Origin of the sequence: Bradyrhizobium sp. C9 (genome assembly GCF_002532045.1) — a bacterium.
Lineage (GTDB): Bacteria > Pseudomonadota > Alphaproteobacteria > Rhizobiales > Xanthobacteraceae > Bradyrhizobium.
Window position 1 is genome coordinate 345,367 of the sequence record NZ_NWTG01000007.1, and the last position, 13,014, is coordinate 358,380.

Annotated in this window: 13 protein-coding genes; 11 read left to right on the forward strand and 2 right to left on the reverse strand. The window is 65.5% G+C overall.

The features are described 5' to 3' along the window. Positions 1–214 precede the first annotated feature (214 nt). Complete coding sequence (locus CO675_RS18505) at positions 215–1,246, forward strand: alpha/beta fold hydrolase (protein WP_097673362.1); 1,032 nt, start codon at positions 215–217, stop codon at positions 1,244–1,246. Between the two features lie 14 nt (positions 1,247–1,260). Beyond that, entirely contained in the window at positions 1,261–2,211 is a 951-nt protein-coding gene (locus CO675_RS18510; RefSeq protein ID WP_097673308.1) for a fatty acid desaturase, read from the forward strand. A 3-nt stretch (positions 2,212–2,214) separates the two neighbouring features. Here the strand turns inward: CO675_RS18510 and CO675_RS18515 are convergent, their stop codons facing one another. Continuing rightward, the gene (locus CO675_RS18515) at positions 2,215–2,826 is read right to left on the reverse strand and encodes a TetR/AcrR family transcriptional regulator (RefSeq protein WP_097673309.1); all 612 of its coding nucleotides are present in this window, start codon (positions 2,824–2,826) and stop codon (positions 2,215–2,217) included. Positions 2,827–2,977: 151 nt separating this feature from the next. Here CO675_RS18515 and CO675_RS18520 point away from each other — a divergent pair, with 151 nt between their 5' ends. The 8 genes from CO675_RS18520 (at position 2,978) to CO675_RS18555 (ending at position 10,640) form a co-directional block, all read left to right on the forward strand. After that, positions 2,978–4,003, forward strand: a complete 1,026-nt coding sequence (locus tag CO675_RS18520) for a histone deacetylase family protein (protein ID WP_097673310.1) — start codon at positions 2,978–2,980, stop codon at positions 4,001–4,003. A 236-nt stretch (positions 4,004–4,239) separates the two neighbouring features. Continuing rightward, positions 4,240–5,169, forward strand: a complete 930-nt coding sequence (locus CO675_RS18525) for a Gfo/Idh/MocA family protein (protein ID WP_097673311.1) — start codon at positions 4,240–4,242, stop codon at positions 5,167–5,169. A 2-nt stretch (positions 5,170–5,171) separates the two neighbouring features. Next, positions 5,172–6,233 carry an aldose epimerase family protein gene (locus tag CO675_RS18530; RefSeq protein WP_097673312.1) on the forward strand — a complete coding sequence of 354 codons (1,062 nt, stop codon included), beginning with the start codon at positions 5,172–5,174 and terminating at the stop codon, positions 6,231–6,233. A 44-nt stretch (positions 6,234–6,277) separates the two neighbouring features. Next, complete coding sequence (locus CO675_RS18535) at positions 6,278–7,156, forward strand: SMP-30/gluconolactonase/LRE family protein (protein WP_097673363.1); 879 nt, start codon at positions 6,278–6,280, stop codon at positions 7,154–7,156. 58 nt (positions 7,157–7,214) lie between these two features. Beyond that, a complete protein-coding gene (locus CO675_RS18540; protein ID WP_097673313.1) occupies positions 7,215–7,961 on the forward strand; it encodes a TetR/AcrR family transcriptional regulator in 747 nt (248 codons plus the stop codon). 19 nt (positions 7,962–7,980) lie between these two features. Then, positions 7,981–8,847, forward strand: coding sequence for an ABC transporter substrate-binding protein (locus CO675_RS18545; protein WP_097673314.1), 867 nt, complete (start codon positions 7,981–7,983; stop codon positions 8,845–8,847). Then, positions 8,847–9,770 (forward strand): DUF1932 domain-containing protein, encoded by a 924-nt coding sequence (locus CO675_RS18550; protein WP_097673315.1) that lies wholly within the window; start codon positions 8,847–8,849, stop codon positions 9,768–9,770. Before CO675_RS18545 ends, CO675_RS18550 begins: the two co-directional genes overlap by 1 nt. An 87-nt stretch (positions 9,771–9,857) precedes the next feature. After that, positions 9,858–10,640, forward strand: coding sequence for an SDR family NAD(P)-dependent oxidoreductase (locus CO675_RS18555; RefSeq protein ID WP_097673316.1), 783 nt, complete (start codon positions 9,858–9,860; stop codon positions 10,638–10,640). Positions 10,641–11,004: 364 nt separating this feature from the next. On the opposite strand, the gene CO675_RS18560 is transcribed toward CO675_RS18555, so the two are convergent. Then, positions 11,005–11,817: an enoyl-CoA hydratase gene (locus tag CO675_RS18560; protein ID WP_097673317.1), complete on the reverse strand. Its 813-nt coding sequence runs from the start codon at positions 11,815–11,817 to the stop codon at positions 11,005–11,007. 390 nt (positions 11,818–12,207) lie between these two features. Here CO675_RS18560 and CO675_RS18565 point away from each other — a divergent pair, with 390 nt between their 5' ends. Further along, a complete protein-coding gene (locus CO675_RS18565; RefSeq protein ID WP_097673318.1) occupies positions 12,208–12,861 on the forward strand; it encodes a PilZ domain-containing protein in 654 nt (217 codons plus the stop codon). Positions 12,862–13,014: the final 153 nt, after the last annotated feature.

Genomic DNA, 13,014 nt, shown 5'->3' on the forward strand with positions numbered 1-13,014 from the left:
TCGCGCCTCCTTGAAAGATTTCCTCAGGGTCTGTCCTAGAGAGATGACGGCAATGGGTCCAAGCCGAAACGGGTATTGATCGATGCCGATTTTGAATGGATCGGCCTGGTGTCATTCCACCTTCGGCGCTCTTGCTCCGGTTCCCAATTAGTGTACGATAAGTACAGTTATTGAGGGCGCAGTGTCGCGCCCTGCCGATCGAGGTCGAATGCGCATGACCACACCACGCAACTATGAGGTGTTCGAGGCAGGCAGGGTGACCTTGCAGGGTGGCGCGGTGTTTCCGCAGCTTGCGCTCGCCTACAAGACCTACGGCACGCTGAACGCGGCCAAAGATAACGTCATCCTCTATCCGACGTCGTTCGCCGCGCAGCATTACGACATCGAATGGCTGGTGCAGCCGGGCGGGGCGCTCGATCCCGAGCGTTACTTCATCATCATCGCGAACCTGTTCGGCAACGGCCTGTCATCCTCGCCGTCGAATTCGAGCGAACTGCTCGGCGGCGCACCGTTCCCGGCCTTCACCTATCATGACGCCGTCGCCATCCAGCGTAGGCTGCTGGTCGAGCGGTTTGGCGTGACCAAGCTCGCGCTGGTCTATGGCTGGTCGATGGGCGGCATGCAGGCCTATCACTGGGCCGCGCGCTATCCCGACATGGTGGAGCGCGCGGCGGTGGTGTGCGGCAGCGCGCGGTGCTCGCCGTATAATCATGTCTTCCTCGAAGGCGTGAAGGGCGCGCTGACCGCCGATCCCGCTTATCAGGATGGCTGCTTCGTCACCAAGCCGACCGCGGGCCTTCGCGCGATGGGGCGCGTCTACGCCGGCTGGGCGATGTCGCATGAGTTCTTTCGCGAGGAGGCCTGGCGCGAGGCCGGCTTCAACTCGCTGGAGGACTACCTCGCGGGATCCTGGGACGGGGCCTTCGCGCGGCGCGATGCCGACAATCTGCTGGCACAGATTGCGATCTGGCAGGCCGGCGACATCAGCCGCTGCGACGAATTCGGCGGTGACCTCGACCGCGCGCTGGCGGCGATCAAGGCGCATGTGCTGCTGATGCCCGGTCGCACCGACCGCTATTTCGATCCGCGCGACAACGAGGACGAGCTTGGCCGCCTGGTCAATGCCCGCTCCGCGGCACTGCACGCGATCCCCTCGGTCCACGGTCACCGCGCCGGCAATCCCGTCAACAACGCCGAAGACCGCGCCTTCATCAACGCCGAAATCTCGGCGCTGCTGCAACGCTGACAGGTGAAACGATCATGAGCACCGCCGAGACCAGTGATGCCGGACCTCGCCTGAAGCCGCTCAGCCCGCTGACCTTGCGCGACCTGTCGACCAAGTCGAACCTTGCCGGCGCGGTGCGCGCGGCCAGCCACTACGGGATGATCGTTGTGATCGGCGTGCTGACCTGGCTCATCTCGTCGCGCGATGGTCTCGCGTGGGCGTTGCCGCTGATTGCGATCCAAGGCTATTTCGTCGCGTTCCTATTCATGGTGGTGCATGAAACCGCGCACAAGACGGCGTTCCGCAGTCACGCACTCAATCTTGTGGTCGGCAACCTGTCGGCCTTCATGATCGGATTGCCCTACCAATATTACTGCCTGTTTCACTGGGATCATCATCGCTACACCCAGGATCCGGAGAAGGATCCGGAGCTGATCGTCGGTCCCAAGCCGGCGTCGGACACCCAGCTCGCGATCGCCTATTCGGGGCTATTGCAGGTGCTGGTGCGAATCCGGCTGATGTTTCGGCATGCACTCACCGGGAAAGTGATGGTGCCGTGGATTCCGCAGCACAAGCGCGCCGCGATCGTGCTGGAGGCAAGGCTTTATCTCGCGGGTTACCTACTGTTGCTGGCGGCTTCGCTCACGCTGCACAGCGCGATCCTGTTCTTTGTGTGGATCGTGCCGCTGCTGGCCGGTCAGCTCATCCTGCGCCCGTACCTTTACGCAGAGCATACCGGTTGCGAGCGGACGCGGAGCGCGTTCGAGAACACGCGCACCACGATGACGAGCCGGATCATGAAATGGTTTGCCTGGAACATGCCGTATCACGTCGAGCATCACGCCTATCCGACGGTGCCGTTCCATGCATTGCCGAAGCTGAATGCCATTGTCGATGGCCACATCGTGTATCGCGGTCGCAACTACCGCGCCGTGACACGCGAGACCTGGGCCTGGTTCCGCCGTCAGCAGCAACGCTCCGCTTGATATTCACGCGTCGGCGTGCGGCCGCAGCACCAGATTGACGAGGTTGCGGGCATAGGCCGGCGTCAGCGGCTTGATGCCGAAGACATAGCGATAGAACAGGCTGCCGTAGATCGCGTCATAGATATCGCCGGGCACGCCCGGCGCGCCGATGCTGCCGTCCTTCTGGCCGGCGGCGATGATTTCCAGCATCCTGGCGCGGCGAAGGCCGAGGTAGCGCTCGTAGAACAGTTCGGCCGTGCCGGTCTGCGAGATGCACTCAGAGATCACCGCAAGCTGTACCCGCCCGAATTCACCTTGCAACGCCTCGACATAGGTCGCGACATGACGGCGGATGCGGCCCACCGGATGGCCCGCCTCGGGCAGCGGCACCGCGCGTGAGGCCTGGTCGAGGAAGGCATCGATCAGCAGGGCTTCGCGCGACGGCCACCATTTGTAGATCGTCATCTTCGAGACGTTGGAGTGTCTCGCGATCGCGTCGATGGTGGTGGCGGCAAGGCCGGTGGTCGCCATCAGCGCATAGGCGCTGTGCAGGATCGCGGCCGTGGTCGCGGCGGAGCGCGGCCGGCCGCGCCGCCCCGTTGTCGTATCCTCCGTCTCCGCCTTGCTTCCCGCCATGGCTGGAATTCGCATCCTGCGTGCTTGAATCATTGCGCTGCCTGCGGACATAGCATGAAATCGCGCGCTGTTTCAGATCATCGCCGCCGCTGATACGGTACAGTTCGCCAGCGAAGGCTCAGCTCAACTGCTCATCCAACAGGAGTATCCCGTGAAGGCCGTCTACAGCGATCTGCACCGTAGCCATGATCCGCAATTCTTCCTGGTCCGCGGTGTGGTCCAGCGCACCACCGAGCAGCCCGAGCGCGCCGACCGTCTGCTGGCGGGGCTGAAAGCCGGCAAGCACACGCTGATCGAGCCCACCACATTCGGGCAGGGGCCGCGGGCGCGGGTGCACAGCCCGGAATATCTGAGCTTTCTCGAAGGCGCCTGGGACGAATGGTCGGCGCTCGGCAATGCGGGGCCGGAGATGATCGCGAACATGCATCCGGTGCGCAACGCCGGCACCTATCCCACCCACATCGTCGGCAAGCTCGGCTGGCACACGGTCGACACCGCGGCGCCGATCGGCCCCGGCACCTGGGCCGGGGCCTGTGCCTCGAGCGACGTCGCGGTCACCGCCGCGCAGATGGTGCTCGATGGCGAGGAGGCGGTTTACGCGCTGTGCCGTCCGCCCGGTCATCACGCCTATCGCGATCTCGCCGGCGGCTTCTGCTTCCTCAACAACAGCGCGATCGCGGCCGAGCACCTACGCCAGAAGCACGAGCGTGTCGCGATCCTCGATGTCGACGTGCATCACGGCAACGGCACGCAGGGCATCTTCTACGAGCGGGGAGACGTCTTCACCGTCTCGATCCACGCCGATCCGTCGTTCTTCTATCCGTTCGTCTGGGGCTATGCGCATGAGCGCGGCGCGGGCGGAGGCCTCGGCACGAACCTCAATATTCCCCTCGCCAAGGGCACCGGCGACGATGACTACATCAAGGCGCTCGCGGCGGCCGAGAAGGCGATCCGTTCCTTCGCGCCGACTGCGCTGGTGGTTGCGCTCGGGCTCGACGCGTCCGAGCAGGATCCGCTCGCGGGCCTCGCGGTCACCACCGACGGCTTCCGCCGGATCGGCGAGGCGCTCGCCCGGTTCGGCCTGCCGACCGTGCTGGTGCAGGAAGGTGGCTATCTCTCCGACATCCTCGGTGCCAATCTGACTGCGGTGCTCGGCGGATTCGAAGCCGTGCGCTAGCGCGGTTTCGGACGAGGGCGACCGGGTCCGCGTGGGGAAAGCCTGTCAAAACAACGATCTAGAGCATCGATTTTGATCGATCAGAACCGATGCCCCCGCCGCGCGCCGTACAACAAAACGTCGTGGATTTGCGCCTTTGCAACCAAAGCCGGATCAAGCCGTTGGTATCCTGTGCTGGCTTATGATCCAGCCTGGCGGCATCGGCCGGCCCGGCGGGCTGCAACGCGAGGACGGCCATGAGCGATCTGCTTCGTATCGCCATCGTCGGGTTCGGCGAGATCGCGTGCCGGCAGCACGTGCCTGCGATCGCGAAGACATCGGGCGCCGCACTCGTCGCGGTGGCCGATCCGGCCAAGAGCCCATCCGGCCTGCCGCATTTCCGCGATTTGCAGGAGTTGTTGCGCGACGGACCGGAGATCGATGCCGTCGCGCTGTGCACGCCGCCGCAAGCGCGTCATGCGCTGGCCTCTGCTGCGCTCGCTGCTGGCAAGCATGTGCTGCTCGAGAAGCCACCTGGGTCCACGTTAGGCGAACTCACGTCGTTGATCGCGGCCGCACATGAGGCGGGCCGGACATTGTTTGCGGCATGGCACTCGCGCCACGCACCCGCGGTTGGACCGGCGCGGCAATTGCTCGCCGGACGCGCCATCAGCAAGGTGACCATCATCTGGAAGGAAGACGTCCGCGTCTGGCATCCAGGCCAAGCCTGGATATTCGAGGCCGGTGGCTTCGGCGTGTTCGATCCCGGCATCAATGCTCTGTCGATCCTGACCGAGATCCTGCCGCGCTCCGTGTTCGTCAGGAGCGCGGTCCTGGATTTTCCTTCCAACCGGGAGGCGCCGATTGCTGCAGCAATCGAACTGTCCGATGAGAACGGCCTGCCGATCCATGCCGAATTCGATTTACGCCAGACCGGGCCGCCGAGCTGGGACATCCTGTGCGAGACCGAGGCCGGGCCTGTGACGCTGTCGAAAGGCGGACGGCAGCTGCGCGATGGCACAAGGTTGGTGGTCGATGCCACGGATGAGGAATATCCGGCGCTGTACCGTCGCTTCGTCGCGCTGACGTCGGACGGAAAGTCCGAGGTCGACCTCGCGCCCTTGCGGCTCGTCGCCGATAGCTTCATGCTGGGGCGACGGCGCCTTGTCGAGGCGTTCGGGGACTGACCATGACATCAGCCAACATTGCTCGCGCGCCCTTCGGCAAATTGCCCGACGGCACCGTGGTCGAGCGCGTGACGCTGCGCGGCGAACACGGCTTCGAGGCCAGCATCCTCACCTTCGGCGCCACGCTGCAAGCGCTGCTCGTGCCCGATCGCGGCGGGCATTGCGACGACGTCGTGCTTGGCCATGACGAGTTCGACGGCTATCTCGCGCAGCGCAAATTCTTCGGCGCGACCATCGGACGTTACGCCAACCGGATCGCCGGCGGGCGCTTCGTGCTCGATGGCGAGACGGTGAATCTCGCCGCCAACAACGGCCCCAACGCGCTGCACGGTGGCCCGCAGGGCTTCGATCGCAAGCTGTGGCGGATCGTCGAACTGTCAGATCAACCGGGGCCGGCGCTGGTGCTGGAGCGCGAAAGCCCGCATGGCGAAGAGGGCTATCCGGGCAATCTTCAGACCCGGGTGACCTATCGCCTGCGCGACCCGATGGATCTCGTGGTGATCTACGAGGCGACCACCGACCGGCCGACCTGCGTCAACCTCACCAATCACAGCTTCTTCAATCTCGACGGCGCGCGCTCGGGCACGCAAATCCTCGATCACAGGCTGACGATCGCCTCAGACCATTTCCTCGCGGTCGACGCTACGGCGATCCCGTTGCCAGAGCCGCCGCGGCCGGTTGGCGGCACCCCGTTCGACTTCCGCAAGCCGACCTCGATCGGCGCGCGGATCAGGATGAATGACGAGCAGCTGCGGCTCGGGCGCGGCTATGACCACAATTTCTGTCTGGCCTCGGGGACAGGCGTTCGCTTCGCCGCGCGCCTCGAGGCGCCGCACTCTGGCCGCGTGATGGAGCTGTTCACCGATCAGCCGGGGCTGCAATTCTATTCCGGCAATTTCCTCGATGGCTCGAGCGCCGGCAAGGGCGATCGGCTCTACCGCCAATCCGACGCGCTATGTCTGGAGCCGCACGCCTGGCCGGATACGCCGAACCGGCCCGACTTCCCGTCGGCGCGGCTCGATCCCGGGCAGATCTATCGACGCACCGCAATCTATCGATTCTAGACCATGTGAGTGACGCCATGACCGACCGTGCCGCCGAGCCGCTGATCGAACAGGTGCCGACATCGGTGCTATCCACCGAGCGCTGTCATCTCGGCGAGGGGCCGACCTATGACGCGGCGACCGACACCGCATGGTGGTTCGACATCCGCGAGCGTCGCCTGTTCGAGCATCGTTTTGCAAACGGCCGCACCGTCATTCACGCGCTGCCGAAAATGGCGAGCGCGCTGGCGCGGATCGATGGCGAGCGGCAGCTGATCCTCACCGAAGATGGGCTTTACGTCCGGCAGGTCGCCGGCGGCCGGCTGGAGCTGTTCGCCGCACTCGAAGCCGACAATCCGGTGACGCGCTCCAACGATGCGCGCGTGCATCCGTCCGGCACCTTCTGGCTCGGCACCATGGGGCGCCAAGCCGAGCACGGCGCCGGCGCGATCTACGCGCTGCATCACGGCCAAATCACGCGGCTCTATCCCGGCATCACGATCCCCAATGCGATCTGCTTTTCGCCCGCAGGCGACGTCGGCTATTTCGCCGATACCGCGACCAATGTGCTGCATCGCGTACCGCTCGATCCATCGACGGGATTGCCGACCGGCGAGCCGATCGACCTGATCAGACATCGGGGCCCCGGTGGGCTCGACGGCGCGATCGTCGATGCCGATGGAATGATCTGGAACGCGCGCTGGGGCGGCGGCTGCGTCGATGTCTACGATCCGAGTGGCCGGCACCTCCGCTCGCTGAAGGTGCCGGCGAAGCAATCGAGCTGTCCGGCCTTTGTCGGTCGCGATTTTGCGCGCGTGCTGGTTACCTCGGCCTGGCAGGACATGGACGAGGCCCAGCGCGCGGCCGATCCCGGCCACGGCCAAACCTTTCTGCTCGATGCCGCGGCACGCGGCCGTGCCGAGCCTGACGTCAAACTGACCTGAATGCGGGCTTGGCGCCGCGTCGTTGACGCGACCTGAATATTTGGACGATAGTACAAATATGGTCCGTAAACCTGCCAAGTCCGGCATCAAGTCCGGCGTCAAGGTCGCCAGCACGCGGAAGCCGAACATGCGCGAGGCGATCCTCGCCGCAGCGGAGGAATTGTTCTCGACCTACGGCTTCAATGCCGTGTCGGTACGCGACATCGCGCAGGCCGCCGGCGCCAATCCCGGCAGCGTGACCTATCACTTCAAGACCAAGGACGGCCTGCTACTGGAGATCTATCGGCGGCATTGCGGCCCGATGAACCGGCGTCGCTCCGAGCTGTTGGCGGCGGCGCGGCGGGTGCGCGACCTGCAGGACCGGCTGGAAGCGATCGTGCGCGCCTATGTGCTGCCGGCCTTCACCTCGGGCAGCGACCTCGCCGGCGGCGGAACGCGGTTCACGCGGCTGCGCGCGATCATGTCGGCCGAGGGCAACGAGGTGGTGCGCAAGATCATCGCGCAGACCTTCGACGACACCAGCCATGCCTTCATCGACGCGATCCATGAAAGCCTGCCGCACATTCCGCGCACCGATCTGGTCTGGCGCGGCCACTTCCTGCTCGGCGCGCTCTACTACACGCTGGTGACGCCGGAGCGCGTCTCGCGCCTGTCGCGCGGCAGTGCCGACGGCACCGATGCCGGCCACGCCATCGAGGAGCTGGTGCGCGCGACCGTCGCCGCGCTGCAGGCCGCGCCGCTCGATCAAGGCGCGCCCGCGCCGCGCAAGATGGCGGGCGCGAATCCAGGGCGCGCACTGACCTGACCCCGCGGAGTTCGTCGCCATGGAGAAACTTCGGCTGCGTACGGTGCTTGGCAACCACCCGCACGTCCAAGCGGTGAAGCGCGGCGAGCTGCGCTCGGAGCTGTTCGATCTCGACTTCACCGAATTCATGCCGACCAACGCCGCGTTCAAGCCGATGGTGCGCGAGCAGGCGTTCGACGTCTGCGAGATGGCGATCGTGACCTATCTGATGGCAAGGGCGCACGGCAAGCCGCTGATGCTGCTGCCGGCCGCGATGGTCGGCCGCTTCCAGCATGGCCATGCGCTTTATCGTGCCGACCGCGGCACGCTCGCGCCCGCCGATCTCGAGGGCAAGCGGGTCGGCATCCGCTCGTTCACCACCACGACCGGCGCATGGATGCGCGGCATCCTTGCCAACGATCATGGCGTCAACCTCGACCGGATCAATTGGGTGACGTTTGAAGATCCGCATGTCGCCGAATATCTCGACGGCACCGAACGTGCCCCGAAGGGCAGGGCCATCATCCAGATGCTGAAGGATGGCGAGCTCGATGCCGTGCTGGGCGAGACCTCGAGCGATCCGGCGCTCAAGCCGTTGTTTGCCGATCCGGCCGCAGAGGCGGCGCGGTGGTACGCGCGGCATGGGGTCGTGCCGGTCAATCATCTGGTGGTGGTGACCAGGCAGCTCGCAATGTCGCGCCCGGACGTGGTGCGGAGCCTCTACGAACTCCTCAAGCGCGCCAAGGCAAACGCCGATCCGGCCGATGTACCCGACCTGCTGCCGTTCGGCGTCGATGCGAACCGCAAGCCGCTCGAACGGATGATCGACTATTGCGTCCAGCAGGCATTGATCCCGCGGCGCGTCACGGTCGACGAACTGTTCGACACAACACGGGACTTGAACTGATGACAATCTCCAGCGATCCGCGGCAGTGGCAGGTCGGCATGCTCGGCTATGGCGAGGTCGGCCGCATCCTCGCCGAAGACCTGCGCAAGCAGGGCGTGAAGGTCGTTGCCTACGACATCAAGCTCGACCGCGACCACGGCGCGCCGCTGCGCGCGCACGCGGCGGAGACCGGTGTCACGCTCGCGCAGTCCCATGCCGATCTCGCGGCGCGCGTCGATTTCATCATCTCGGCGGTGACCGCGAGCCAGGCGGTGCCGGTGGCCGAAGCCTGCGCGCCCACGATCCGGAGCGGCGCCTGGTTTCTCGATTTCAACTCGGCCTCGCCCGGCGCCAAGCAGCGCGCGGCGGTCCACGTCGATAGCGCCGGCGGCCGCTATGTCGAGGGCGCGGTGATGACCTCGCTGCCGCCCTACCGGATCAAGGTGCCGCTGCTGCTCGGCGGTCACGGCGCGCAGGAACTGGCGCCGCTCCTGGTCGCGCTCGGTTTCGCGGCGAACGTCGCCAGCGACGAGCTTGGCGTGTCCTCCGCGGTCAAGATGTGCCGCAGCATCATGATCAAGGGCCTCGAGGCCATGGTGATCGAGAGCTTTACCACCGCACGCGCCTATGGCGTCGAGGATGCGGTGCTCGCCTCGCTCAAGGAGACCTTTCCCGGCATCGATTGGGAGAAGCAGGGCGCCTACTTCTTCCAGCGGGTGATCGAGCATGGCCGGCGGCGTGCCGAGGAGGTGCGCGAGGTGGCGGAGACCGTGCGCGAAGCCGGGCTGACGCCATGGTCTGCGTCCGGCACGGCCGAGCGGCAGGGCTGGATCGCCGGTCTTGCCGACGAGGGCGTGTTCGGACCGAAGGGAACGCCGGACTTCGCCCGCAGCGCCGATTGGCGCACCGAGGCCGACCGGATTCTCGCGCGCATCAAGCCGTGACGTCTCGCGCGGAGAATCCGCCGCGTTCCCTGCCGACGCGCAATGCGCTATTGCTCTGTGAACAGCTTTTGCTCTGGAGGCACTCCCATGAAGAATTCCGGCAAGGTCGTCGCCATCACCGGGGCGGCGCGGGGCATCGGCAAGGCCTGCGCCGCGCGCTTCCTGGCCGATGGCGCCAGGGTCGTGATCTCGGATGTCGACGCCGCGGGGCTCGTCCACACCGCCCAGGAACTCGGGCATGAGGATCGGTTGCGGGCGGTCGAGGCCGATGTCAGCAAGCGCGCCGATGTCGATCGCATCGTCGCTCACGCGGTGAAGGAGTTCGGCCGGCTCGACGTCATGGTCAACAACGCCGGCGTCGCGCGCAACCGCGACTTCCTCGATATCAGCGAGGCCGAATTCGACGACGTGATGGGGATCAACCTCAAGGGCGCGTTCTTCGGCGTGCAGGCGGCGGCGCGCCAGATGATCGCGCAGGGCGGTGGCGGCGTCGTCGTCAACATGTCCTCGGTCAACGCGCTGCTCGCGATCCCCTCGCTTGCGACCTATGCGATGTCCAAGGGCGCGATGAAGCAGCTCACCTCGGTGGCCGCCGTGGCGCTGGCGCCGCACGGCATTCGCGTCGTGGCGGTCGGGCCCGGCACGATCCTGACCGAGATGGTGGCGACCGCGATCTTCTCGTCGGAGGACGCGCGGCGCAGCGTGCTGTCGCGAACCCCGGCCGGGCGCTGCGGCGAGCCGAGCGAGGTGGCCTCGGTGGTGGCGTTCCTCGCCAGCGACGATGCCTCCTACATCACCGGCCAGACCATCTATCCCGACGGCGGGCGGTTGATCCTCAACTACACGGTGCCGGTCAACGAGAAGAAGTAGGCGGCAGGTTCAATCCTGAGCCCACCGCCAAAATATTGAAAACAACCCCATGCACAGTAGCCGGCGGCAGCCGGCGTTCGACCTGGCAACTTGACATGTCGGGCAAATCAGGGATATTCTTCTATTATTCCGAAATAGTGCCGGCGCTTGCTCAGTGTGATCACCCGCGCATGCGGGTGATCAGTATTGCAGAGACCGCTGTGCTTGAGCCGAGAGGCCGCGGCGTACTGGATCGCCCGGTTGAACCGGGCGATGACAGCGGTGGACGAGGACATAGCCCCACATCCTCTCGGGGTAGCCGGCTGCTTGCTCAGCGTCATCACCTCCGCGAGCCGGGCGATGACAGGTGAGGATGGGGACGCCGCTACCGCCCCTGGAACCGCGGCTTGCGCTTTTCCATGAAGGCGTTGCGGCCTTCGCGGAAATCCGCGCTGTCCATGCAGTCGATGCCGATCTGCTTGATCGCGGCCATGTCGCGATCGGCGGGATCCCTCAGCACCTGCGCGATGGTGATCTTGGCGGCCTTGATCGCCAGCGGCGCGTTGACCGAAATGGTGCGCGCGATCTCCATGGTCGCGTCCCACAGTTCGGCGTCCGGCAGCACGCGATCGACGAGGCCGATCCGCAGCGCCTCCGTGGAGTCGATCCGCATGCCGGTATACATGATCAGCCGCGCCCAGGACGGGCCGACCAGCGACACCAGATGGCGCAGCCCGTCATAGCCGTAGGCGATGCCCAGCTTGGCGGCGGGAATGCCGAACTGGCCGCTGGCGCCGGAGATGCGGATGTCGGTCAGCATCGCGACCTGCATGCCGCCGCCGAGGCAGAAGCCGCGGATGCAGGCGATGGTCGGCTTCGGATAGTCGGCAAGCAGGGCGCGCTGGGCTGCGCTGCGCCGTGAATATTCCTCGGAGGCCTCGGCGTTGTGGCGGGTCTTCTCGAATTGGCTGATATCGGCGCCGGACACGAACGCCTTGTCGCCGGCGCCGACCAGGATCACGACGCGAACCGCCGGATCGTCGCGCAGGGCGATCAGCGCCTCGCCGAGCCCTTCCCACATCTCCAGCGACATCGCATTGCGCTTGTCGGGATTGTTGAAGGTGATGACGCCGACGCCGTCGACCACGCTTTGCAGGATCTTGCCGTCGGCAAGCGACTTGTCTGAGATGGTTGGCATGGGAGGATCCGGTCTGATTTCGGCCAGGGCTATGAGCAGGCTAGCACCCGGTTGCGAGCCGGGGCAGGGCGTTTGGAGCGCGGCGCGATTGCGTCGGCGTGTGGCAGCTCTCCCGGTAGTTGTACGGCTCGCAAAATAAACTGCCGCGTAAGGGTTGCGCCATAGAGTGCACCGCCCGCGCTCTGTCCCGGCTTAACGTTTTCCTAGTGTTTCGACGGTACGACTGTACGCACCTGCGCGCCAGGACGATGCGCGACGCGCTGGGACGCAACCCGCAGCCCTCCCGCTGCAATCGCGTCGGTAACGGATGTCCCCGCCACCAGACCGACCACGGATGTCGGTCAACCCCAGACCTCCGTGCACTCAGATCGCCTCGGGCGAAGTCCAGTCGTGTCTGTCGAAAAGTTTCTCAAGCAACGCGCGGTCAGGATCATCGTCAACGGCAGCTACACGTTGCCGAACTGGTACGATGCGCAGGGCAGACTGCGCACCTTCGCCTGCCGCACCACGCGCGTCTCGCCGTTCCGGATGATCGTGGACGTACCTGTCGTCGGCAAGGTCGGCGACCGGCTGACGTCGTATTTCGAGGAGTTCGGCAAGTTCGAAGGCTGCATCACCGACACGATGAGCGGCAGCTTCCTGGTCGAGCTCGAGATGACGCATGCGAGGCGCGAGAAGTTCGCCGACAAGTTGACCTGGATCGAGAAGAAGCAGAAGGATCCGAGTGTCCGCGAGGCGCGCAACAATCCGCGTTTTGTGCCCGTCGCGCCGCATGCCATGCTGACGCTGGCGGACGGCACCATGCAGAGCTGCTTCATCATCGACATGTCGCTGTCGGGCGCGGCGGTGTCCTCCGAGTTGCAGCCGCCGGTCGGCATGCCGCTGGCGATCGGCGCCTGCGTCGGCCGCGTGGTCCGGCATCTGCCGAACGGCTTCGCCATCAAGTTCGTCGAGTCCTACAGGCAGGGCGATCTCGGCCGCCTGATCGCGCGCAAATCCAAGGACCTGCTGCTGGCGTCCGAAGACGCGGATCCTGTTGCCTAGGGCGTGTGCTCATAAATCTGGTACGCGCGTCCGGAGATAGCGAGGTCCGAGTTGTCCTCCAAAGCAGACATCGACGGATGCCTAAGTGATGTCCGCAAAGGGCCGATTTTGTTGCAAAAGTCGGTTGCTCGCGATGGATCGTTCGGTCATGTC